Below are 23,035 nucleotides of genomic sequence, written 5' to 3' on the forward strand. Positions count from 1 at the left end.
TTCATTTTAGAATAAAAAATCCCGCGTATATCGCGGGATTTTTTATGGAATCATATATTTAACAGAACTTTAAACCACCGTAGCAATTGGAAATAACATTTTGGCTGGCTCCTAATGGAATATTATTCAGCGGTAAAGGCAATGCCGGCAATGAGCCTAAATTCACCTCCCCCACGTTACTTACAAGTTTTGATGTAAATAATGCACTTACAGCAGAGCCAAAATCTACATAGAGTGGATGATCATCAAACCAATCACTTAAATAAGTCGCAACATCGGGTAAAATTGGATTAATGTCAACTGCATAATTTTCACTGGCATTCAATGTTCCGAGCTGTACAGGATCATTTACTGCCAACCACCACCCGGGGTCGGCTACCGCTTGCTCTTTAGGCCAAAAAAGTTTTGATTTTTGAAGTGATAGGCTTACAGGGTTGTTCAGCGGTAAAGAATGGATTAACCCCAAACTCTGATTGAGTGCAATATCTGTTTTTAAACCTGAAATTTGCATATTTACACGCATATCATTGATAGTAAAATTAGATAAAGGGATAATTGTTACCCAAGTTGTTCCCGGCACCACAGCTTTCATATTACCTGAATTTTCTGTCAAAATAATTGTGGGAACATCTGCAAGAGCATTAACATTTACTGAGGTTAATCTTGACCCATTTAAGATAGCTTCTTTAGTAGTAAAATTCACAGGCATAGAAGGAATCTTAATCGTACTATTACTGGTGACAAACTCTCTTGGGCAGTTCAAACAACCTGCAATGTTTACTTTTCCTGTTAAAGATTGTGTAAATGGTGTTTCTTGAGTTTTTGTGGAACCCGTTGCAGGTGCAATTTTCATATAACCGCTTAATGTATTAATACCATTTTGGGTACCATCATTTGTTCCCGCTGTAAGTAACCCCACAATTTTTTCTGCGCTGACACGAAATCCCATTACTTCTCTTGTCGCAGCACTCGTAGGATTCTTAATAGCAAACTCTATAAATGGGTTGGTTAGCTTCGCTGATGTTTCAGGTCTCTCTTTACCTGCCTCAGGTAAGCCACTTAGACTCAGATTATCAATATCAATATCACAACCAGCTTTTATCGTATTATTACTACCACCGCAACCTAGTTGTAACTTCTTAATATTGGCATTCAGTTCTATTTCCGCACTTAAACCTAACTTATAAAAACCAAGATCTGATTGCGTATAAGATTGCCCGAGCGAGTCTGTGCCATTTGATCCAGCGGTATATTCTAAATTCATCAAAGCTTGGCCTTCGACTTCTGCCAATTCCTCGTCATTTAAAGCAGTCATCGCATAACTTTGACTCAAACCTAAAGTCGCTGTGATTAGAATTGAAATTAAAGACTTATTCATTTTATTGTTCCTTGTCATTCTTTTTAGCGCGGCATAATTCCTAATGTGCTACGCATAGCTCCACCCGTAATAGCAATATCAGCAACCTTCTGCATGGTACCTGTTGGAGACAATCCAACCTCCGCTCTAAAGGCAGTTCCTTGTCCACCTGCTAATGCCTTATGGTTAAATTGCACTTGATTGTCGATGACAACTGAGTCCTTTTGCATATGAATTTTTCCATTCAAACCTAAGTGACCTTGCATTTTATTTAAGTTAAAACTTGAGGTTTTTGTTGTTGTCCCATTGCTATCGGTATTACTGAGACTAATAAAACTGCCTTTTTTACTTTCATTACTCAGGTCTGTGCTACTCAACGTATTAAACTCAAAATTGGATTTAAATGACAAATAGTTGCTTTGTGGTGTCCCGCCTACAGCCTCAAGCCCAGGAATAATAAAGAGTTCACCTTTACCATCTAACATAAAAGCAATCGATGCGAGAACATCATCTTTTTTGGCAAAGTTATTAATCGGTACGACTTCTTTTGCACAACTGTTTACCTCTGCTGGGCAGTTATACAATGCACCTGGAAGCTGCCCGATTGCGATTTCCGCATTCGCAGCAAACAATAAACTATCGGCTTTGATATAGATTTCATTTTCATTAAAACCAATCACACCATTGGCTTTAAAATATGAATCAATATTGCGTAAGCCTGTATAGTAGTTAACTTCTTCGCCATGCTTACTCATCGCACCATCAATGACGATAATCGACGTTGTTTTCGGGTTGCCTTGACTATCTTCACCATAACCATCAGTTGATACCGCGATGTCATAGCCCAACCCATCCTTCACTGTTCCAGCGGTATTGGTATATTTCTTGGCAAAAAATGCTGCATTGGCATTTAGGTTATAAATTGGAATACCTAAACCCCATGTTCCTTCGTTAGTATTGTTTACTGCAATCGAATTATCTGAAATAAAACGGGCTTTACGTGCAATAGCTTGAAAATCGAGCCCACGTACAGCAATAAAAGCCATATTTGAAGCATTGCCCGTTGGTGATGGGTTATAAATTAACTCATAGTTTTGTGCACCCAATATCGTCTTAATTTGGTCATTGACCACAAAACCCATTGAGTTAGTGCGAATGTTATTGATATAAATCTGGCCAAAATCAATATAAGCATTTTGACTGTTTATTGCTGAATTGGGGTCAGTAGAAGTACGTACATTGAGCGGTGATAAATTTGAAAACTCGATGGCGTAACTACCTGTACCAGTGTGTCCTAATTCAAACGTTGTTGGTGTGCTAGCACCAAGCAAACTATTCCCTGCACGGGTAAAGTCAGCCGATACATTTAAATGTAAGCCGCCCGCATTCTTAAAACCATAACCTGCAGATGCAACCACCTCATTTTCTTGAACATTACCGTTAACACGGTTGACCGTATTAAACTTAGCAACACCAGTTTGGTCAGCATTCAACGCGATCTTGCCATTGGTTAATGCACCCGATGCCCCTATCCGAATTAAGTTCCGGTGAGTCGAGTTTACTGAGCCATAACGTAAATCGACGTTTAACCCGGGATTTGTGGCATTGCCTACACGGCTGTCATGTACATCAGTTTTATCTTCCACTCGACCTAAAACAACAATATTATCGCCAACACTGCCCTTTGAAGTGAGAACCACACCTTCCGTTTCATCGATATAAAGATATCCATCAGCAGATAAATTGAAATTGAAATCTTTTAGGGTTAAATCTTGATTATTCTGTCCATAACTAATACTAGCATTCTGCAATTTAAAATCTAAATGCACGGCGAATTCAAACATGAGGTGCGACAGTTTGAAAAGTCTTATGATAATCAACAAGCTGAGCAAATTTCTCTAATGGTGTAAGCCAATCTAACGCTTTTCTAGGACGAGTATTCAGTGACATGGCAACTTGATTTAAATAATGCTGATCTGCCTGATTTAAATCAATCCCTTTAGGTAAATATTGCCTAATTAAACCATTCATATTTTCGCATGTGCCTTTTTGCCAGGGTGAATGTGGGTCACAGAAATATACATCTATGCCTAAATCTTCTTCAAGTATTTTATGTTCTGCCATCTCGCGTCCACGGTCATAGGTCAACGTTTTACGCAGTTCTGCAGGTAAATATTTCAGAGCTTCAGTTAAAGCCTTGCGCACTGATTCTGCCTTTGCATCAGGTAATGTTGCCAAGATACAGAGCCGTGTATTTCGTTCAATAAGTGTTGCTATCGAACTTTTATTGTCTTTACCTTTAATTAAATCAGCTTCCCAATGACCCGGTATTTTTCTTTCTTGAACTTCGGCTGGGCGCTCATGAATAGTTTTAATATCCTGTAATATAGAATCTTTTTTAGGTTCACCGTTAGCTTTTCGCTTTTTATTTTCATGACGCAGACAGGATAATAAGTCTTTTTTCAACTCACCCTTTGGTAATGCTCGTATCGTTGAATAAATCGTTGTATGGCTTACATTCATTGTTTGATCCAAATCAGGAAATGTCTTTAAACGTTTTGCTATTTGCTGAGGAGACCATAAACAACGGATCGCTTCAACAATAAATTTCCAGAGGATTGAATCGATTTTGAGTTTTCTGTGACCACGTCTACGTCTAGCGAAGGTGTTATCAGAAGCATATTGAGCTTGATAAACGTCATTGATGCTATTTCTTTTAAGCTCACGATAGATCGTACTAGGATGTCTTTTAATGAGTTCAGCAAATTTTCTGGCTGAAAAGCCTTCTTTTCTTGACTCAAGCATTAATGCAGTACGATCTTCAAAGTTAAGATGATGGTATGACAATTTTATATACTCCATAAACCCTTTAAATTAATTAGGTGGTTTATGTCGCACTTCAAGTTTTACTCTGCCCACCTTTGAGTCGCGGTTAAACAGCCCATTCGTCGTTGCCAAGTACACTTCAAAAGGTGAAATAGTCGAAAGCTTAAAACTTCCTAAATTTTGATCCGTTTCACCCGTTGCACAATTTGGTGAACACATCAGCATGATTTGGGCAGCCGTTGCGGTAAAAGGTGACACACTGGCAGAGAGCTGAATGCCAACCCCTTGCGTACCATTGGCTAATTGTGTTGTTCCCACATCAAAATCGAGTTTGGTTTTAATGTTGTTATAACCAGTCGCCGTTTTAACGTCAATATTATGTAAACCCAGTTTAATCGGTGTTTTTCCGACTTCCGCTGGATCGACCCAATTCAATTGTTTAATGTCAACTTTTGAAGCTTCATGGGTAATTGAAATACCATCTTGACCCGTTACATCACTTAAAATCTGATCATTCAAAGCTTGTAATGCATAACTTTGATTCGCTGCACAGATACACAGTGTCAGAAGGTTTAGTTTTATTATTTTATGCATCTCAATATCCTTTTGAAACTATGTGTCTAACAGCGGCTACCCGCAGTGCCCGAGCAGTTATAGCTAAAGATTTTTAGATTTCCATCCAGATGTAAGTTTCCGTGAACATTTAAGCCCATAAAACCTTGTTCTTGACCTTTATCAAAAGTGGGTACAGTTTTACTCGTACCATAACTGTTATACGTTGAGGTATTGAAATATCCATTTTCACCACTTTCAACTGAAAGGCTAGCAAAACCCAAGTTACGAATTTTGAGGGGTTTATCATCGAAAAATTTTAACAGCATCGCAGTTTGTGGCTTACCTTCTTTATTCAGAATTGTGGTGCCTTCCAGCGAAAATTTATCAATTTGCATGGTGCCTTGAAACTGCTTAAACACCAGCCATTTTCGTTGCCCATTTTCCTTATGATTATTTGGGGAAATGGCGATACGACACAGTTCTAATAAAGCGCAATCTTGATTTGCGCGCATTTGATAATAGGCTTCAGTGACAATAGCTCGCCCATTTGCATCTACACCATTGGTCCTAGAGATCGTATTTAAACTCATATCATTGGCATATTGGTGGTTGATCGATAGCGTTAAGCTCAGATCTGCACCGCCCTGCCCAGTCACGCCGACCAGCTCCGTATTATCCAAATCTACCAAACCCGCTTGAGACAACATGGATACAGACATCAACATGGTTACACATAATTTTTTCATCATGTCAGTATCCTATAGCCCTGTGGTCTTAATTTTTAAGTGTTGGATCAATACACCATCTATAGCAACCGAACCGAGATTTACAGGAACTGCTGTTCCAGTCCCGCGGAATACCACACCAGTAGATTGTGTCGCCGTATTGGCTTTGAGCGTATTGGTGGTCGGATCTCGTGTCACGCTACCAATCGAAATACTGCTATGTGTTGCGTTATTCCCTTGGTACTGAATCGCGGTACTCCCTGTCCCCGTTTGAACAAAATTCGAACCACAATAGGCCACATTACAGGTTGATCCTTTATAGTCAGCATTGTTTCCACCCTGTACATCTGGGTAGTAGGTATAAATCTGCTTATAAATCTCAGGCACATTCGGAATACGCGTGACTTCAAGAATAATATTGCGTCCTTCTGAACCTACAACAAAAGGCTGATACATATTGCCCAAGACCAAATTAATATTTGGGCTGTATAAATAAAGCCCCTCGCTCGCATCAAAGATTGGAGCCAATGAACGATCTAATGCGGGTGTGACTGCCGTACCGTCGTTGGTCGCAGCTGTGCTCAGTCGAAGGACTTTAGCATTCAATAGCGCTTTATTTGCGTCATCGTTGGCATAGACCAATCCAGATGGATCATCATTGGTATTGATCCGAAGTAAGGCTGCCATCCCAAAGGTTTTATTTTGCTGGTCTAAGGTAGATGCTTGAGTTTGAAACATACGAACCTGTGAACCATTTAAACTCAATCCGTTGGCAACCGCTTGTAAACGTATTCTTTGATTTAAACTTAAATCAGGATCTGCTGCCGCGTTGGTTGTTGTTGGTGCACCAGTGATAGGGTCCACTTTATTTTGGGAGTTCCAACTTCGTGAAAAAGCATCCCACCATAGACCTAATTTAATATTATTATCTGCGTCACTGGCGAGAACGGTCGCTAAAGGCGCTTCAAGCCCCAGAAAACTTACATCTGAACTTGCATTCGACTGATGAAACTGTTTAATCCCCGTGGCTGTACCAGCGCGAAATAACCAAGGGTTAACATCGCTTCCCCATGTGAAGCCCTGATTGCTGAAACGACTATTGGCATTATTATCAGACCGTGAAAGTGCCAAACCATAAATAAAGATGTCCGCTTTGGTTCGTTTCGTGGTCAGATCATCAGCATTGGTATATTTGGAGTAGTTCTCACCCACAGGAATAATGCGAATAAAGCCCGTGTCGTATTGCTGTGGATTGGCCACGCCACGGTTATAACTAGAAGCCGTGGAGAGATCATTAGCCCCTTGAAACACCATCTTGAAGTTTTCAGGAAGTAAAGCAATGCCTTCACCCGTAGTATCCGCTAGATATTCATCGGAAAGTGATTCAAGGGCAAATGTAGACTGCGCAAGCATGAGTCCGACAAGACTAGCTAAACAGGATTTTTTCAATCCTGCGGGATATATACGATTCGTCATCTCGACCATCCTTATTATTCGATGCTCCGCATCTTTATGTACTGCATCCTTTGCTTGGCATTCTACTCTGCGCACTATAATTTTTATTTGCGTCAACCAAAGCACTCTAATTCACAATTGATTATGCTGAAACTCAGCACAAATGCAAAACCAACTGTCCGATAATATTTATTTTCCGATGAATGAATTGACATAAAAAAAGCGGATCAATGATCCGCTTTCTTAAATATCAATAACTTAGGTCTTCGGTAAAGTCACACCTGTTTGACCTTGGTACTTACCACCACGGTCTTTATACGATGTTTCACACACTTCGTCAGATTCGAAGAACAACATTTGTGCAACACCCTCACCGGCGTAAATACGCGCAGGTAGATTCGTTGTGTTCGAGAACTCTAAAGTAACATGACCTTCCCACTCAGGCTCAAGTGGTGTGACGTTTACGATAATACCGCAACGTGCATAGGTCGATTTACCCAAACACACAGTCAACACATTACGCGGAATACGGAAATACTCAACGGTACGTGCTAAAGCAAATGAGTTCGGCGGAATAATACAAACATCAGCTTCAATGTCGATAAAACTTTTATCATCAAAGTTTTTTGGATCTACAATTGCCGAGTGAACATTGGTAAAAACTTTAAACTCACGTGCACAACGAACGTCATAACCATAGCTCGACACGCCATAAGAAATGAGTTTTTGACCATTTTCATCTAAACGAACTTGGTTTTCTGCATACGGTTCGATCATGCCGTGTTTTTCGCTCATTTCGCGAATCCAACGATCGGACTTAATAGCCATTTATTCTTTCCAAAAAGCTTAATTTCAATAATTGCGTTGTACTTTAACTGAAATCGCTTTCAATGAAAATAAGCGCGTTTAAGTTCGCAAATTTTCTGTCTTTAATTACTAAATTAAAAACTTAAAATCGCAGAATAGCTCAGCGGAATCGAAAAACTCATCAAAACCAGCGATGCTGTTTTTTGCAGGTTAGATTGGTTCAGCCAACGAATTTTATTGCTCGCTAAAATTGACCCGATAAAAGTCCAAAAGAAAGCAATTGGAACAATCAAAACCAAAAACAGCGACATATGTGACAGATAATAATCCAGTTTTGTCCACGCAATGGTTGGGAAAATGGCTGAAGCAAACAATAATGCTTTAGGGTTCAATAACGTTGCCAAAAACAGTTCACGCGCCCGAATAGTCGGTTGATTAAAACTCACTTCAGCATCGGCTGTACGCCATAATTTGATGGCCAAATAAATGATATAGCTTGCGCTGAACAGTTTTAAAATAGTCGGCAATAAAGGCAAGTGTACGGACACTTTTCCAATAAGGAAGCCCCATGCGGTGATTGAAATGAGATAGCCAAAAGCTTCTGCTGGAATGAGACGCAAAGATTTACGAATACCGACTTGAATGCCCGAAGAGGCAAGTAGGGTATTGGTTGGTCCTGGAGTTAGAAGAATGGTTATCACTAAACCAATAAAAAACCAAGTGACCATATTCACAGACCCACATATATATAACTATAAGCGTAATGACTTGCCATGCTGAAAGCAATCAAATTTAGTGAACCGTGATAACAGTTTTTTTAATTTTCATTCAATACTTAACATAAATAACGTATAAGACCCTTACCCAATCTAGCATTCATAAAAATGACGCCACATGCTTTATTCTTTTTTCAAATCAATGATTTTATAAATCAAATAGACATGCCTAATGAAAAAAAACTATTCAAATGATTTTTAATCAGTTACTTTTTAAAACATGCGTATTTTTATTCATCAATCTGATCACGCTAAGTCAAGGATAAAAGAGCCAAGTGAATGGCTTTGAAGATAATAAAACGAGGAAAAGTATATGAAAAAATGGACTCAACTCACGCTACTTTCAATTGCACTTGCAGGTCTAGGAGCATGCTCAAGTGACAATAAAACCGCAACTTCAGCCGATGCTCAAACCGAAGCCAGTGCACAAGCATCCGACAAACTCCAAAGTAAATTTGTCAATATAGCGACAGGTGGTGCATCTGGGCCATATAACGTGATTGGCACCAGTTTGGCTGAAATTTATAATAAAACCTACGGTGTAAATTCAAAAACCCAAACCACAGGCGCATCGGTAGAAAATCTTAACTTACTCAAACAGAAAAAAGTCGAAATGGCTTTTGTCATGAGTGACAGCTTAACCGAAGCACTGAATGGCACTGGCAGTTTTGCCAGTGGGAAAATTGATAATGTCCAACAAGTGGCGGCACTCTATCCCAACTATGTACAAATTGTGGCATCAAAAAAATCAGGCATTAAAAAGCTTGAAGACTTAAAAGGTAAGCGTATTGCTGTCGGTGCCCAAAACTCAGGGGTTGAAGTTAATGCGCGCACCCTCTTAAATGGTTTTGGTATTACTTACAATGACGTGAAGGTCGACTATCTAGGCTATGCTGAAGCCGCGGATGCTTTAAAGGGTGGAAAAATTGATGCTGCATTCTTAACCAGTGGTATCCCCAACTCATCCTTGATGGAACTGCAACAAGGTTTCGATTTACAACTGGTCGGGATCGATCCTGAGAAAGTGAAACAAATCGCCAAAAACCAAACCTATTTCCTATCTCTGAATATTCCGAAAGGCACTTATGGCAATGCAGAAGATATTCCAACTGCGGCCATTATGAATGCTTTAGTGGTCCGTTCCGACCTTTCTGAAGATGATGTCTATAAACTGACCAAAACTTTCTTTGATAGTTTAGGACAATTGGCCAACTCACATCAGGCAGCGACAGAAATTAATCTGGAAACGGCTCAAAAAGGCGTGGTTGCTCCGCTACACCCTGGGGCTAAGCGTTATTACGACGAACTCGCAGCGAAAAAATGAAGCTGAAAAAAAGTGCAGTGTTTACTGCACTTTTTCTACTCGGTTTATGCGGGCTGTTGTTCTTGCCTGTTCGCTATAGCGAAGTAACTGTTGCTCAAATGCAGTGCCGAATTTCAACAGCACAATTTAGTTTGCAATGGAAACATTCAGTTGAAAAAACTCGTTGGGTTGAAAACTATCAACGAGAGCAACAACACTTTATATTGCGCTACACCGACCTGATTTCTTTCGGTGCAGGCACACCGAATGACTATCCCATCATCTTTCAAAAAGACGGTATGGTCAGAATGAAAGTTAATCGGCGCATTGATCAAATCAACTGGATCATTTCCAAGAATATGCAAGGCAGTATCATCATTCACCAGCGCGTCTGGCCTATTTTTCAACAATATCCAGATTACACCTTGGTGCAAATTACAGCACAACAACAGCCCTTGTGGAAAGCATGGCAGATCGGAGAATGCCGATGACTCAAAATGAAGAAAAAGTTGCCCCTGAACAATTAGATGAGCAACAACAACAAGCCATTTTAGAAAAATTTGATCGTGAGTCAGTGACTCGTTCCCCAAGCAACAAATCTGTGGCATGGTTCATAGCGGCTATTGCTATTTTCTATTCCTTATTTCATTTATTTATTACCTTTAATCCACTACCCGAACTGATTCAACGTTCCGCCCATGTCGCTATTGGCTTGGTTTTGATCTTTCTACTTTATCCTGCGCGTCAGTCCAGTTCACGACAAAGCATCCCTTGGCTGGATTGGTTACTTGCCTTAGCCTCTTTAGCAACCTTTTTGTACCTTTGGAAAGAATATCAAGCCATTATGACTACGCGTGGGGGTATTCCAAACACTTTAGATATTGTTTTTGCCATTTTAGCCGTGGTGCTGGTGGTTGAAGGTGCTCGGCGGGTCATGGGATGGATGCTGCCTATTTTAGGTTTAGTCTTTCTGTCTTATCCGTTTTTTAGCCACTATGACTGGGTCCCTGATCGTTTATTGACACGTCCATATAGTATTAGTGATATTTTCGGGCAAATGTATTTAAAAACCGAAGGACTTTATTCTTCCGCAATCGGTGCTTCAGTCACTTTTATTTTCCTGTTTATTTTGTTTGGTGCTTTTCTGGCGAAATCAGGCATGGGAAAACTGTTTAATGATCTTGCGATGGCACTTGCGGGACATAAACAAGGTGGTCCTGCAAAAGTTGCCGTCATTTCCAGTGGATTTATGGGCAGCATTAATGGCACAGCAGTGGCCAATGTCGTAGGTACTGGTTCATTTACCATTCCCCTGATGAAAAAAATTGGCTACCACAAAAATTTTGCAGGTGCTGTTGAAGCCAGTGCCTCTGTAGGTGGACAAATTTTACCCCCGGTGATGGGAGCCAGTGCCTTCATTATGGCTGAAACCACGGGTGTCAGTTATGGCACCATTGCCCTTGCAGCCACCCTTCCAGCTTTGCTCTACTATTTAGGTGTGATGGCGCAGGTTCATTTCCGTGCTGGTAAAGACAATTTAAAAGGCGTACCGAAAGCGGATTTACCACGGGTTAAAGATGTCCTAAAAGAGCGAGGGCACTTACTTATTCCAATCGTGGCCTTGGTGTTTTTCCTCTTTCAATCCATTCCTGTCAGTTATGCCGCGGTCTACACCATTGTCTTAACTGTGATTGTGGCGAGTTTCCGCAAATCGACCCGTATGGGCTTCAAAGAAATATTAGAAGCGCTCGCCGATGGTGCAAAACAATCCCTTTCAGTCATGGCAGCCTGTGCTGTGGTGGGGATTATTATTGGTGTAGTGAGCCTGACCAGCTTTGGCTCTGTCATGACCTCCTCGATTATGAGCATCGGTGCAGGCAGCCTATTTCTAACGCTGTTCTTTACCATGATTGCATCGATGATTTTAGGCATGGGACTTCCTTCGATTCCAGCCTATATCATTACCGCGACCATGGCTGCACCCGCTTTGGCAAACTTTGATATTCCCACACTGGTGGCGCATATGTTTGTGTTCTACTTTGGTCTGTTTGCCAATATTACGCCACCTGTCGCCTTAGCCGCCTTTGCAGGTGCGGGAATCGCAGGGGGCGACCCAATGCGCACAGGTTTCCAAGCCTTGAAACTCTCTTTGGCTGGTTTCATTGTCCCGTTCCTGTTCGTCTATAACCCTGCCATGCTGATGATTGATACGGCCAACGTCGCAGTCAATGCACGTGAGTTTGCCTTTCCTGCATGGACAACTATTGTGAGTATTGTCTTTACCTCAGTAGTCGGTATTTTGGCGCTGGGTGCAGCAGTTGAAGGTTACTTTAAAGTTGGTTTGAACTGGTTCTGGCGAATTTTCTTAGGTGCAGGTGCTTTATGTATGATTATCCCTGAAACTGTGACTGATATTATCGGGATTGTGATGGTGGTGATTGCGATCAGCATTAATCTTATGCAAGCCAAAAAACAAAATCAGTCCTATTCACTCTCCTAAAAAAGAAACAAAAAAAGCCCAACTTAATGTGTTGGGCTTTTTTATGGCTCATTTAGAAAATACGAGTCTGATCTTTTTCAGCCTGAGGCAGTGCGGCTGCAATTTTTTCAGCAATCTGCATATAGCTGTCTGCTGCACTGTCTTCCACTAAAACAGAAGGCTTGCCCGCATCCGCATTTTCACGGATTTGTACATTTAAAGGTAAACGTCCCAACAGCGGAATAGCATATTGCTCAGACAGTTTATCACCGCCGCCCGTACCAAAAATTTGCTCTTCAAATCCACAATTTGAGCAAATATGGGTCGACATATTTTCCACAACACCCATAACTGGAATATGTACGCGGTTAAATAACTCAATGCCTTTAGTCGCATCCATAAGTGCCACATTTTGCGGTGTGGTGACAATCACCGCACCTGTCACAGGAATACGCTGCGCAAGCGTCAACTGAATATCACCTGTGCCCGGTGGCATATCAATCATCAATACATCTAAGTCAGGCCATAAGGTTTGATTGAACAGTTGCATCAACGCACCTGTCGCTTTCGGCCCACGCCAAGCCACAGGAGTATTGTGATCACCTGTTAAATGCCCAATCGATAACACTGCCAAACCATAGGCATCTAAGGGTACAAAATTTTCCGCTTCAATCATCGGCGTTTTGCCCGCATTGCCCAACATGGTCGGAATACTTGGACCGTAAATGTCCGCATCTAAGACACCAACTTTTAAGCCTAGCTTTTGCAAAGCAAGTGCAAGGTTTACCGTGGTAGTGGATTTGCCCACGCCCCCCTTACCCGAGGACACCAAAATCACATTTTGAATACGCGGATGCTTCGGCACATCACGTTGTTGTGGCGCTGCTTTTTGAATGGGTGGATTGTTTGTATCAGTTTCAACGGGTTGTGCAACTGCTTTGGGTGCTGAGCCTGAAGCATCAACCACTGGGGGTAAATTGCTTTTCGGTGCAGCCTCTTTTGCTTGGCTTGAACAGCTCTCACCTTCAGCATGCTGATGTCCACAGCCACCTGACTTTTCTTTATGTCCCGTTTTTTGTTGAATCACATGCATGTTTAATTCTTTGATACCGCATGCTTCAAATGCAACCGCCAAATCATCATGAATCTTTTGTAAATCATCGGCTTCGGCAGGAAAAGTATTGATGGTAATTTGCAGAATATTGCCCTGCACATTCACTTGAGTAATGCGGTCTTTCAACGCATAGTTTGAATTGGGCAAAATATAGTTTTGCAGTACTGTTTGGATTTCTTCTTCCTTTACCTCCTGCGCAGGAGAAAAAACTGATTTAAGAGAAGAAAGCCACGACATATATGTACTCCAAATTCGAGTATTCAGCTGAATGCTATAGTTTAACCACAAAACGAACTTAGGTTAAGTTCAGTATTTATGGATTATGCCATGAAATTTAGTATTCCTAGCTTTTTAGTTGGTTTTATACGCTGAATATCACAGAACAAAGCTTAGTCGTTTAAGCTAACTGAAAAAATAAAATCAGTGAATTACATCAAATTTGAACGTAAAGAATTGTAAGTACAATCTAATCTCCCCATTTAAGGTGATGTTATTGCATAGCAAAATATCTATATTCTATTGTTCTATCTTGACGCGATTTGGGGAGAAAAAAATGAAACTTTGGGCCGTGGTTGTTTTGGCTTGCACCATATCTAGCTTTAGTTTTGCAGATACATCAACCAATTCATTTAAAACCCCTGCGGGTCAAACGGTGACTATCGGTGATCAAGTTCAAGACATGCAGAAAAAAATCGATTTATCGCCAATTTCTATGTCCTCTACCCCAATCAGCAGTGCGCCGAATAGCCCACTTGAGACTGTATATGTATATGAAATTGCAAACTATCGTTACACCATTCGCACCGTGAACAATCAAATTCAGAGCATCATGTGGTTTAATTTAGACGCAGACCCTGCACTCAGTACACAGTCTACGCCATAGTATTCGCAAATTCGGAAAAATCGACATTCGCCGTTTCAGACGGATTAAGCTTGGTCGTCTTTTTTAAACTTTTGCAGTGTTTCTGTGGCTTTCTTTTTCAACTCATCAAACTTTTCAGTGGCTTGCACCTTAAATTCTTCCAGTTTAATTTCGGCCTCATGCTTTAACTCAGTGGCTTTAAGTTTCGCCTCATCCAGTTTATGCCCTGCTTCAACTTTAAAATGATCCAATTTTTCCTGCGCGACTTGTTTCGCGTGCTCAGCTTTGGCTTGTGCAGACTCCAACTTTTGCTCAAAAGCTGCATCGCCTTCGGCTTTACTTTTTGCTGCGTTCTGCTTTAAGTCAGTCAGCTGCTTTTCAGCATCAAGCTTGGCTTCAGTAGCCTGATGTTTGACATCTTCCAGCACTTTCTTGCCTTCGAGTTTTGCCTCTTGAGCTTTCAAATTCAAGTCTTCACCCAACTCAGTCGCTTTGGTTTTTAAATCATCGAGTTTATTGTCATTTGTCATGTCACAGCCCTCTTTCGTATTTAAAATTTTGCTTAACTCAGAGTTATACCTTGCTTTTTAAGTGCTGACGTCATTTGCATCATTTGGAAACAATAGCTGTACAGGATGCATCAATTTAAACACCATCCTGTACCACTCAACGGAAGAGACTAACGCTTTAAAGTACTGATAAAGCTGATAACTGCAAACAGCCAAATAAACAAAATGAAACTGCGTGCTTGAGTGAAATGGGTCACGTCTGCGCCATGTACCATATTATGACGGCTGGCCGTGACACTAGAACTCGCATCCATTTTCAATGCTTCAAGGCTTAGGAAATACGGGTTGATTTCACTGGCAATTTTAACTTTATGCCATAGGCTTTTGACCTCATGGCCTTTCAAACCTGGTACGATTTTATAGACATCGACAAACTTGGTTTGATTTTGCTGTAAATACCCATGCTCAATCAACGCATCGGTCAAAATCCCTTCAATTTGACCATAAAGAACCGTAATACAACCTGCATAACACTGCTGTTGATATAGTTTTAAAGTTTCTTCAATCACGCTGCGGCGCTGAGCTTGGAATGCCCCCAAATCCATCGCGTCGTAAGCGTCAAACAAAGTCGTTTGGAAATAGTCCGTTTGAATTAAATCGGGCAATTGAAACTTAGTCATATCCGCTTCTTTTTCATGGGCTATTTGCCAGAAATACAACAGATTGAGCACGTCATTGGCGATTGGATCATCACTTTCATACTCAAGTTGATCCGCCATTACCGCAAAGTACGGATCTTCAGACTCGAGCTGACGGAGCGACTCGACCAATTGTGCATGTGGTCGACTACCCATTGAAGCAAGATATTGTTCAGCTTGTTGTAAAAGTCGATTGCCCAGTAGTTTAGTCGCTTGTGGATTTTGCGGAATTCGGGTCACGGGTTGGTCGAAATCAAAATCATCATCGATCATAGACGGCATACTCTTAAAAACGGGCTGAATCTAAGTATTATCGCTGTTAATAGCGCATGAATATAGAGAAAATACGCATTAGTTTTAAGTTCCATCATTTGAATTTTGAACAATCCCTTCAATCTTTCATTAAAAGATGAACAAGCTGCTTTATGCCGTTTTAGACCATGCATTTCCCATGATTTTTTCAGTATCTGGCTCAAATTAGCGATTGATGCTCAATCTAGCGATCAATTCATATGGGCTTTAGTCTCATTTGAAAACTTTTCACCGATTCACTTGTGCAAGTCGCGGCTATCTAAGGTAAAATCGTTGACCTTATATAAAATACGAATGAGAGAGTCATATCCGTGCGTAATATTTTAGTCACTAACGCCCTACCATACGCCAATGGCCCCATCCATATGGGACACTTACTCGGTTATATCCAAGCAGATATTTGGGTTCGTGCCATGCGTGCAATGGGACACGATGTGACTTATGTATGTGCGGATGATGCTCACGGTACAGCTATCATGCTACGTGCCGAAGCCAATGGTATTTCACCTGAAGACCAAATCGCCAATGTGCAAAAAGAACACATCCGTGATTTTGACGGTTTTGGCGTGCATTTCGATCATTATGATTCAACCCATAGTGATGAAAACCGCTCTCGTGCTTCTGAAATTTATGTGAAAAACCGTGAAGCAGGCAATATTGCCATCCGTCCTGTCAACCAGCTTTTTGACCCTGAAAAAGGCATGTTCTTATCGGATCGTTTCATTAAAGGCACGTGCCCGAAATGTAAATCGGAAGATCAATATGGCGACGCGTGTGAAGTCTGCGGTACAACATACAATGCGACTGAGCTTTTAAACCCAAAATCAACTTTAAGTGGTGCGACGCCTGTAGAAAAATCTTCAGATCATTACTTCTTTAAACTGCCGAATTTCTCAGAATATTTGCAAAAATGGACACGTGACCAAGGTCGCTTACCTGTTTCGATTGCCAACAAACTGGATGAATGGTTTGAAGCGGGTTTATCGGACTGGGATATTTCACGTGATGCGCCGTATTTCGGTTTTGAAATTCCAGATGCACCAAATAAATATTTCTACGTTTGGGTAGACGCACCGATTGGTTATATGTCGAGTTTTGAAAACTATATCAAAGCTAAACGTCCTGATTTAAGCTTTGACGACTTTTGGAAGAAAGACTCTGACAAAGAAGTCTATCACTTCATTGGTAAAGACATCGTTTACTTCCATGCGCTGTTCTGGCCTGCAATGCTTGAAGGTGCAAACTACCGTACGCCATCAGGTTTATTCGTCAATGGTTTCTTGACGGTGAACGGTCAGAAGATGTCGAAGTCTCGCGGGACATTCATCAAGGCTGAAACGTATTTAGAACACTTAAACCCTGAATATTTACGTTACTACTTCGCGTCTAAACTGTCTGATAAAGTTGAAGACTCTGATCTGAACTTGGATGATTTCGTTCAGAAAGTAAACTCAGATTTGGTTGGTAAAGTGGTCAACATTGCCAGTCGCTGTGCAAAATTTATCAATACTAAATTTGATAATAAGTTAAGTGCAACTTGTGCAGAGCCTGAATTGCTACAAAGCTTTATTGATGCAGGCGATTCAATTGCGAAAGCCTATGAAGCACGTGAGTTCTCTGCTGCGATTCGTGAAATTATGGCGCTTGCAGATAAAGCCAACCAATATATTGATGAGAAAAAACCTTGGGCTTTAGCAAAAGTTGAGGGCGAAGAACAGCAAGTACATGATGTATGTTCGGTGGGAATTAACCTGTTCCATCAATTGGCTGTGTACCTTGCGCCTGTACTTCCAACCTTAGCGGCTCGAGTGCAAGAGTTCTTAAAACTAGACCGCTTTGACTTTGCTTCTGCTCAAACAGCATTGGTTGATCATGAAATTGCATTGTTCCAACCTTTAATACAACGTGTAGACCCGAAAGCCGTTGCGGCAATGGTCGATGCTTCTAAAGACTCTTTAGCGGCTGCGGCTGAACCTGTAAAAGTTGAGAAAAAGAAAGAGAAAAAAACTGCACCTGCGAAAGTTGAACCTAAAGTTGGTGAAGCAGAAGTGATTGGTATTGAAGACTTTATGAAAGTTGACCTCCGTGTCGCTGAAGTTTTAGAAGCTGCAACGGTAGAGGGTTCGGACAAATTACTTCAATTGACTTTAAACGTGGGTGAAGCTGAACCGCGTAATGTATTCAGTGGTATTCGTGAGTTTTACCAACCAGAAGATCTTAAAGGTAAATTGGTGGTGATGGTGGCTAATCTTGCACCACGTAAAATGCGTTTTGGTATTTCAAACGGTATGGTACTCGCTGCGGGTAATGGCGAAGGTGTCTGGGTGATTTCACCTGAATCTGGTGCTAAAGCTGGTGATAAAGTATCTTAAGGTTTAATCATTAAAAGAAAAGCCTCTACGTTGTAGGGGCTTTTTTATTATTTGCTGTTTCTCCCCCCTCATCCTAGCTTTCTCCCTCAGGGAGAAGGAACTTTCATTAGGGAATAATTTAATTACACGCTCTCTTTTAATAAAAAAGATGAGAAAACCATTATCTAATCAAATGACCAGCGACATGGATGTCGCCCGTTCACTAGGGGGCACATGGATGTGCCCTCTAGTGAACAAAGGGGTTTTGTTACTTTTGCTCATTCAAAGGTAAAGGTAATTAAATAAACAAACTATTCTGCCATTACTTTTTCATATCTATTTCGACAAGCGCTACAGAACTTACTTTGAAAACTAATTTCATCTCCAGTTAAGCTAGACTCACATACATCACAAATCTGTTTTGCCTGATATTGACATGAAAAACAAAAACAACTTTCTATCGAGTAGGCATTCGTCCAACATGATGGACATGTGCAAAATACTTCGTTTAATGAGTCTCCAAACATTGAATCTCTTCTCTGTTGATAGTCAACTTCTTGCTCTATAGCGGAGACAATCAATTCGTGATAATCAGTTTCTTTAAAGCAAGATAAACATCTATATTCAATTTGATGGGAATTAGTATTGTTCTTCAGAGGTTTAATGACATCAAATCCACATTCTGAATAATTAGACTGTTTGATAAGCTCTAAAATCTTAAAGTTATAGTATGTATTTGAATCTAAATCATTAATACACTGGTTCCTTTCAATCTGATACACCCGATCTACTTCTATTAAGATCGACCAAATTTCTTCACCAAAAATTTCTATAGGATCTCGTTGTAAATATTTTCGAACAAAATCATTTATTACATTAAAGCTTACTGCTACTAAGCCTAAAATTATCAAAGGATTTTCATCGCTATATTTATGCTCAATATCATTTCTAATTTTTTGAATTTTTTCTAACTCACCCCATTCTATCAAAACTTGACTTTCATCTAATTTATCCTTGAGCTGCTTAAAGTCTAATGTTTTTTTCCTTCCCTTTTCTTTTGATTTTAAAGGTATATAAATTAAATCTGGGTTAACTGTGTATAGATAATATTTAAAAAGTAACAAAATCCCTGAAAATAGATTTCTTGTACAGGAAATTAATCTTTTCGGATTTTCTTTAATTAACTCATAGTCTTCTATTCCAAGCTGAATTGAGTCAATTGCATTTTGTAGTATCGTCATTCAAAAGTTACCATTTTAATTTTTATAACGTTCATCTAGTCACTATACCAAGCTTATGCTAGAACAAACATATCACTATCAAATCTATAAGAATTCCTATGAAAAAATTGAAATCTAAACTCACCGTTCTAGGCTTATTAGCTACTGCATTTTCATCAACCTTCGCCCTTTCCCCACCTGCCCCCATCCCCCAACAAAAACAAGTCGCTGGCTATTATCAATACCAAGCGGGTGATGTACAAATCACGGCCCTGCTCGATGGCACCAATTTCATGTCGCCTAAACTCTTTCAAAACATTCCAGAAAAAGATGTGCATGAAATATTAAAGAAATACGCTGCCGACCAAGCCAAAGGCGTTCAAACCTCTGTCAATGCCTTCCTCGTGAATACAGGTCATTCACTGGTTTTGGTGGATAGTGGTGCTGCGAGCTGTTTTGGCGCACATTTAGGTTCAGTGTTAAGCAACTTAAAAGCATCAGGCTATCAACCAAAGCAAGTCGATACCATCTTACTGACGCACCTGCACCCAGACCATGTCTGTGGCATTAGTCAAAATGGCGTGGCAAACTTTCCAAATGCAACGGTTTATGTTTCGAACGATGAAGCAAACTATTGGCTAAACCCGAAACAGGTCGAAAAGCTCCCGAAAGAAAAGCAAGCAGGCTACTTAGGAACTGTTGAAAAAATTAAACAAGCCATTGCACCCTATCAAGCCAAAAACCGCTTCAAAACGTATCAATTGGGTGATCAAGTTCAGGGTTTTAAAGTCATTAATACCGCGGGGCATACGCCGGGACATTTTAGCTATGAGCTGAAAACCAAAGACGAAACGGTGATCTTTATTGGTGACATTGTGCACTCTCATACTGTGCAATTCGACAAGCCAGAAACCGCAATCGATTATGATATCGATCCGAAAAAAGCAGTTCAAACCCGCTTAAAGCAATTTGCTGAATATGCAAAAGGCGGGCAAACCATTGCAGCACCACACTTGCCATTCCCTGCTATTGGACATATCTATTCAGCAGATGGGAAAAGCTATCAATGGATTCCTGTGCATTTTAAGGATTAATTTATACGAAAATTACCTCTTCTTTGGGCTGAGAGTTAAAAGTCTCTTCAAAACAAATAGAAGTTTGTTAAATCATAAAAAATCCCCTCATTTGAGGGGATTTTTTTACTACTGTGGACTCATCGAGTTTTGTACAAAATGCGGAGAGCGAGGTCCATATAGCAACCCTTTTTGCTGCATCAACTGTGGAGCATACAACTGCGTACTCACACTGTTAGACAGCACATAGGCTTTGTCCGATAGGTGATTGGAAATTTGGTCAATCAAAGCACCGACTAACATCCCGACCAGACCCGCGTTGCTATTATTATTGGCTTGTTGGATTTTTTCCTGACCTTCCCATAATAATGCTCCAGTTTTTAAATCCACCAATTTTGCCTCGACCGCAACGGTCGAAACGGATTGAATCACCTGATACTTAGAACCATATTCTTTAACTTTGACATACAGTGCGGCATCCGCTCCAAAAATTTCATTGAGTTTCTGAATTGGAATTTGCTGCGCATCATAGCCGTTGGTTACGCCGTTTTCTTTAAATAGCGTATCGACCACAGAAATGGGGAACACATAATAGCCCGCTTCTGCTACAGGTAAAGTCACAGTAGACCAATACCCATAGGTTGCCCGTGTATCGGGTGACTCATTTACAGGCGGCAATACCAAAATGGATTTTGGCATATTGGCATGATATGCAGATAAGTCACGATTGCTTTTTGGTGTCGTAGCACAACCTGTGAAGAGTGTCACAGCAAGGCCAAGTATGCATAGTTTTTTGAAATTTTTCACTTCACACTCCCTACCGCAGACTGAGCCGTCATTTTTTTCAAAAGACGATCCATTAATACTGTCGACTCTGGGTAAGTTTGGCGTTCAAGCTCAAAATACTGAACAGCACGTGGCCCATTATTGATATTTAAATTCAATAAACCCAAATGCGCATACAAGCCCGGAGGCACTGCTGCATTTTTGGCTTTGGCTTTTTCAATATCTTTTTCAAGTTTGCCAATCTGTTCTTGTGGAGAAGTCTTTTCTGGCAGACTCAACATCAAATAGGTTTGCTGCGGGTATTCGCCCCAGCTGTATAACGATTTTGGCGCTGAAACACAGCCCACCAAAGTCATGGTGCAGATCACACCTAAAACCAATACGATTTTTTTCATTGATTCAAACCAGTTACTGCGCAGACCACTTATTGGTTTGAATATCCAACACCAAATTATTAACCGCTTCACGCACAGCCAAATCTAGAACTTTACCGTTTAAAGTTGAGTCATAAGAAGCAGTAGAACCAAAACCTAAAATTTCACGTTCACTGAGTGCATACTCGCCTGCACCTTGCACAGAGTGAACAATTTCTGCTGTTTTTACATCGACAATATTTAAGTTCACTTTGGCATAAGCAATTTGGGTTTTACCACGGCCCAATATGCCAAATAGCTGGTGATCACCAACTTCTTTACGGCCAAATTCAGACACGTCGCCCGTTAATACATAACGTGCGCCTTTAATGGATTGAGATGATTTAGTAAAGCCTGCTTCTTGTTTTAATTCAGCAAGGTTGTCACGGTTTAGGACAGAGAAATAGCCCGATTGCTGTAAATGCGTTTCTAAAATAGTTTTCGCCTGACCACCTAAGCGGTCAATATTGTCTGAAAAAATGCCACGCATGTAGCTTGAGCGGTTGTCAAATTTTCCTACAGAAACAGGCGTTTTAGCGCCAGCGTATTTAACTGTCGCCACTGCCGCAGTTACTTGCGGTGATTGAATTGTTTTTGATGTTTCTGTTGTTGAACATGCAGATAATGCTAAGCCACTCAAAACGGCCAAAAATATAGATTTATTCAAAATTTATCCCTCAAATCTTTAATTTAAAAATCATTAAAAAAATCAAAGGGATTATAACCATTTAGCTTTTAGTTACCTATACAAAATCCAGTTTTGTTGTTTTGAAACTTATCACTTCATTCCAAAAATAAGTTTCAAACCTAACACTGTCATCACTGCCCCTGCTGCGCGGTCAAATACGGCTTTAAACTTCAAATACACACGGCGCGGCTTTTCAGCAGACAATGCCACTGCAACCAACGAACACCAACCCGCATCAATAAAGAAACATAGGATAGGTAGTACAAAATAGTAATAAGTTGGGATTTCTTTGGGTAAAAGTGCAGTAAAAATACTGGCTAGAACAATCGCAATTTTAGGGTTGGACAGCTGGGTAATTAAGCCAGTCATAAAGGCACGGCGTAAAGTCATTGCTTTTGAGCTGGAATGATCTGCCTCAATCGGCTCTTTGGCATGTTTAATAATTTTAAACGCGAGCCAAAGCAAATAGAACCCACCACAAATTTTTAAGGCCAAATACGCTGACGGCACAGCCAACAAAAAGGCTTGTAAACCAAGTACAGCCAACAGACCAAAAACAGCTGCGCCTGTTCCTGTCCCCAGTGCGGTAAAGAGGCCATGCTTTCGAGAAATCGCAATCGAATTTTTTGCTACATAAATCGACGTCGGTCCAGGGCTCATTGCGCCTAACATTAATGCAAAGGCAATGGAGCCCAAAATCCAAAATGATTCCAAGAGTGACCTCTA

The 23,035-nt window shown here is 40.6% G+C and carries 22 protein-coding genes; 6 read left to right on the forward strand and 16 right to left on the reverse strand.

Features of this window, described 5'->3' with window-relative positions:
* Nucleotides 1–58 precede the first annotated feature (58 nt).
* From F986_RS09745 to F986_RS09780, 8 genes are all read right to left on the reverse strand, one after another.
* Entirely contained in the window at nucleotides 59–1,378 is a 1,320-nt protein-coding gene (locus F986_RS09745) for a hypothetical protein (protein WP_004694504.1), read from the reverse strand.
* A 23-nt stretch (nucleotides 1,379–1,401) separates the two neighbouring features.
* Nucleotides 1,402–3,201, reverse strand: coding sequence for a hypothetical protein (locus tag F986_RS09750; protein ID WP_004694506.1), 1,800 nt, complete (start codon nucleotides 3,199–3,201; stop codon nucleotides 1,402–1,404).
* Nucleotides 3,194–4,219: an IS30-like element ISAba125 family transposase gene (locus F986_RS09755; protein WP_005100823.1), complete on the reverse strand. Its 1,026-nt coding sequence runs from the start codon at nucleotides 4,217–4,219 to the stop codon at nucleotides 3,194–3,196. Before F986_RS09755 ends, F986_RS09750 begins: the two co-directional genes overlap by 8 nt.
* Before the next feature lie 12 nt (nucleotides 4,220–4,231).
* The gene (locus F986_RS09760) at nucleotides 4,232–4,777 is read right to left on the reverse strand and encodes a DUF6160 family protein (protein WP_004694507.1); all 546 of its coding nucleotides are present in this window, start codon (nucleotides 4,775–4,777) and stop codon (nucleotides 4,232–4,234) included.
* A 26-nt stretch (nucleotides 4,778–4,803) separates the two neighbouring features.
* Nucleotides 4,804–5,487 carry a hypothetical protein gene (locus F986_RS09765; RefSeq protein ID WP_004694509.1) on the reverse strand — a complete coding sequence of 228 codons (684 nt, stop codon included), beginning with the start codon at nucleotides 5,485–5,487 and terminating at the stop codon, nucleotides 4,804–4,806.
* A 9-nt stretch (nucleotides 5,488–5,496) separates the two neighbouring features.
* Complete coding sequence (locus tag F986_RS09770; protein ID WP_004694511.1) at nucleotides 5,497–6,939, reverse strand: hypothetical protein; 1,443 nt, start codon at nucleotides 6,937–6,939, stop codon at nucleotides 5,497–5,499.
* A 237-nt stretch (nucleotides 6,940–7,176) separates the two neighbouring features.
* Complete coding sequence (dcd, locus tag F986_RS09775) at nucleotides 7,177–7,746, reverse strand: dCTP deaminase (protein WP_004694514.1); 570 nt, start codon at nucleotides 7,744–7,746, stop codon at nucleotides 7,177–7,179.
* Nucleotides 7,747–7,859: 113 nt separating this feature from the next.
* Complete coding sequence (locus tag F986_RS09780; protein ID WP_004694517.1) at nucleotides 7,860–8,453, reverse strand: LysE family translocator; 594 nt, start codon at nucleotides 8,451–8,453, stop codon at nucleotides 7,860–7,862.
* Between the two features lie 361 nt (nucleotides 8,454–8,814).
* Here F986_RS09780 and F986_RS09785 point away from each other — a divergent pair, with 361 nt between their 5' ends.
* From F986_RS09785 to F986_RS09795, 3 genes are read left to right on the forward strand one after another with little or no spacing between them, the layout of a single operon-like run.
* Nucleotides 8,815–9,825: a TAXI family TRAP transporter solute-binding subunit gene (locus tag F986_RS09785; protein WP_004694518.1), complete on the forward strand. Its 1,011-nt coding sequence runs from the start codon at nucleotides 8,815–8,817 to the stop codon at nucleotides 9,823–9,825.
* Nucleotides 9,822–10,295 (forward strand): DUF1850 domain-containing protein, encoded by a 474-nt coding sequence (locus F986_RS09790; protein WP_004694520.1) that lies wholly within the window; start codon nucleotides 9,822–9,824, stop codon nucleotides 10,293–10,295. The genes F986_RS09785 and F986_RS09790 overlap by 4 nt, the downstream gene beginning before the upstream one ends.
* Nucleotides 10,292–12,304 carry a TRAP transporter permease gene (locus F986_RS09795; RefSeq protein ID WP_004694521.1) on the forward strand — a complete coding sequence of 671 codons (2,013 nt, stop codon included), beginning with the start codon at nucleotides 10,292–10,294 and terminating at the stop codon, nucleotides 12,302–12,304. Before F986_RS09790 ends, F986_RS09795 begins: the two co-directional genes overlap by 4 nt.
* A gap of 52 nt (nucleotides 12,305–12,356) precedes the next feature.
* Here F986_RS09795 and apbC read toward each other — a convergent pair whose 3' ends face one another.
* The gene (gene apbC, locus F986_RS09800) at nucleotides 12,357–13,634 is read right to left on the reverse strand and encodes an iron-sulfur cluster carrier protein ApbC (protein WP_004694524.1); all 1,278 of its coding nucleotides are present in this window, start codon (nucleotides 13,632–13,634) and stop codon (nucleotides 12,357–12,359) included.
* 316 nt (nucleotides 13,635–13,950) lie between these two features.
* Here apbC and F986_RS09805 point away from each other — a divergent pair, with 316 nt between their 5' ends.
* Nucleotides 13,951–14,280, forward strand: a complete 330-nt coding sequence (locus F986_RS09805; protein ID WP_004694526.1) for a hypothetical protein — start codon at nucleotides 13,951–13,953, stop codon at nucleotides 14,278–14,280.
* Between the two features lie 44 nt (nucleotides 14,281–14,324).
* Here F986_RS09805 and F986_RS09810 read toward each other — a convergent pair whose 3' ends face one another.
* Together F986_RS09810 and F986_RS09815 are read right to left on the reverse strand one after the other, a co-directional pair.
* Nucleotides 14,325–14,789 (reverse strand): hypothetical protein, encoded by a 465-nt coding sequence (locus tag F986_RS09810; RefSeq protein WP_004694528.1) that lies wholly within the window; start codon nucleotides 14,787–14,789, stop codon nucleotides 14,325–14,327.
* 149 nt (nucleotides 14,790–14,938) lie between these two features.
* Nucleotides 14,939–15,739, reverse strand: coding sequence for a hypothetical protein (locus F986_RS09815; protein ID WP_004694530.1), 801 nt, complete (start codon nucleotides 15,737–15,739; stop codon nucleotides 14,939–14,941).
* A 350-nt stretch (nucleotides 15,740–16,089) separates the two neighbouring features.
* Here F986_RS09815 and metG point away from each other — a divergent pair, with 350 nt between their 5' ends.
* Complete coding sequence (metG, locus tag F986_RS09820) at nucleotides 16,090–18,150, forward strand: methionine--tRNA ligase (protein WP_004694532.1); 2,061 nt, start codon at nucleotides 16,090–16,092, stop codon at nucleotides 18,148–18,150.
* Between the two features lie 290 nt (nucleotides 18,151–18,440).
* Here the strand turns inward: metG and F986_RS09825 are convergent, their stop codons facing one another.
* Nucleotides 18,441–19,370 (reverse strand): hypothetical protein, encoded by a 930-nt coding sequence (locus F986_RS09825; protein WP_004694535.1) that lies wholly within the window; start codon nucleotides 19,368–19,370, stop codon nucleotides 18,441–18,443.
* A 98-nt stretch (nucleotides 19,371–19,468) separates the two neighbouring features.
* Here F986_RS09825 and F986_RS09830 point away from each other — a divergent pair, with 98 nt between their 5' ends.
* On the forward strand, nucleotides 19,469–20,443 hold the full coding sequence (locus F986_RS09830) for an MBL fold metallo-hydrolase (protein WP_004694537.1): 975 nt from the start codon (nucleotides 19,469–19,471) through the stop codon (nucleotides 20,441–20,443).
* Between the two features lie 108 nt (nucleotides 20,444–20,551).
* On the opposite strand, the gene F986_RS09835 is transcribed toward F986_RS09830, so the two are convergent.
* The 4 genes from F986_RS09835 to F986_RS09850 all read right to left on the reverse strand — a co-directional run bounded on the left by F986_RS09835 (nucleotide 20,552) and on the right by F986_RS09850 (nucleotide 23,023).
* Nucleotides 20,552–21,229 carry a DUF799 domain-containing protein gene (locus tag F986_RS09835; RefSeq protein ID WP_004694539.1) on the reverse strand — a complete coding sequence of 226 codons (678 nt, stop codon included), beginning with the start codon at nucleotides 21,227–21,229 and terminating at the stop codon, nucleotides 20,552–20,554.
* The gene (locus F986_RS09840; protein ID WP_004694541.1) at nucleotides 21,226–21,603 is read right to left on the reverse strand and encodes a DUF4810 domain-containing protein; all 378 of its coding nucleotides are present in this window, start codon (nucleotides 21,601–21,603) and stop codon (nucleotides 21,226–21,228) included. Before F986_RS09840 ends, F986_RS09835 begins: the two co-directional genes overlap by 4 nt.
* A gap of 13 nt (nucleotides 21,604–21,616) precedes the next feature.
* Nucleotides 21,617–22,288, reverse strand: a complete 672-nt coding sequence (locus F986_RS09845; RefSeq protein WP_004694543.1) for a CsgG/HfaB family protein — start codon at nucleotides 22,286–22,288, stop codon at nucleotides 21,617–21,619.
* Nucleotides 22,289–22,399: 111 nt separating this feature from the next.
* On the reverse strand, nucleotides 22,400–23,023 hold the full coding sequence (locus tag F986_RS09850) for a LysE family translocator (RefSeq protein WP_004694545.1): 624 nt from the start codon (nucleotides 23,021–23,023) through the stop codon (nucleotides 22,400–22,402).
* Nucleotides 23,024–23,035 lie beyond the last annotated feature (12 nt).

Origin of the sequence: Acinetobacter johnsonii CIP 64.6 (genome assembly GCF_000368045.1) — a bacterium.
Taxonomy (GTDB): Bacteria; Pseudomonadota; Gammaproteobacteria; order Pseudomonadales; family Moraxellaceae; genus Acinetobacter; species Acinetobacter johnsonii.

Bases quoted from the DNA above. Each gene is read 5' to 3' on its own strand.
- F986_RS09745 (WP_004694504.1), bottom strand. From the start codon at position 1,378: ATGAATAAGTCTTTAATTTCAATTCTAATCACAGCGACTTTAGGTTTG.
- F986_RS09750 (WP_004694506.1), bottom strand. From the start codon at position 3,201: ATGTTTGAATTCGCCGTGCATTTAGATTTTAAATTGCAGAATGCTAGT.
- F986_RS09755 (WP_005100823.1), bottom strand. From the start codon at position 4,219: ATGGAGTATATAAAATTGTCATACCATCATCTTAACTTTGAAGATCGT.
- F986_RS09760 (WP_004694507.1), bottom strand. From the start codon at position 4,777: ATGCATAAAATAATAAAACTAAACCTTCTGACACTGTGTATCTGTGCA.
- F986_RS09765 (WP_004694509.1), bottom strand. From the start codon at position 5,487: ATGATGAAAAAATTATGTGTAACCATGTTGATGTCTGTATCCATGTTG.
- F986_RS09770 (WP_004694511.1), bottom strand. From the start codon at position 6,939: ATGACGAATCGTATATATCCCGCAGGATTGAAAAAATCCTGTTTAGCT.
- dcd (WP_004694514.1), bottom strand. From the start codon at position 7,746: ATGGCTATTAAGTCCGATCGTTGGATTCGCGAAATGAGCGAAAAACAC.
- F986_RS09780 (WP_004694517.1), bottom strand. From the start codon at position 8,453: ATGGTCACTTGGTTTTTTATTGGTTTAGTGATAACCATTCTTCTAACT.
- F986_RS09785 (WP_004694518.1), top strand. From the start codon at position 8,815: ATGAAAAAATGGACTCAACTCACGCTACTTTCAATTGCACTTGCAGGT.
- F986_RS09790 (WP_004694520.1), top strand. From the start codon at position 9,822: ATGAAGCTGAAAAAAAGTGCAGTGTTTACTGCACTTTTTCTACTCGGT.
- F986_RS09795 (WP_004694521.1), top strand. From the start codon at position 10,292: ATGACTCAAAATGAAGAAAAAGTTGCCCCTGAACAATTAGATGAGCAA.
- apbC (WP_004694524.1), bottom strand. From the start codon at position 13,634: ATGTCGTGGCTTTCTTCTCTTAAATCAGTTTTTTCTCCTGCGCAGGAG.
- F986_RS09805 (WP_004694526.1), top strand. From the start codon at position 13,951: ATGAAACTTTGGGCCGTGGTTGTTTTGGCTTGCACCATATCTAGCTTT.
- F986_RS09810 (WP_004694528.1), bottom strand. From the start codon at position 14,789: ATGACAAATGACAATAAACTCGATGATTTAAAAACCAAAGCGACTGAG.
- F986_RS09815 (WP_004694530.1), bottom strand. From the start codon at position 15,739: ATGATCGATGATGATTTTGATTTCGACCAACCCGTGACCCGAATTCCG.
- F986_RS09825 (WP_004694535.1), bottom strand. From the start codon at position 19,370: ATGACGATACTACAAAATGCAATTGACTCAATTCAGCTTGGAATAGAA.
- F986_RS09830 (WP_004694537.1), top strand. From the start codon at position 19,469: ATGAAAAAATTGAAATCTAAACTCACCGTTCTAGGCTTATTAGCTACT.
- F986_RS09840 (WP_004694541.1), bottom strand. From the start codon at position 21,603: ATGAAAAAAATCGTATTGGTTTTAGGTGTGATCTGCACCATGACTTTG.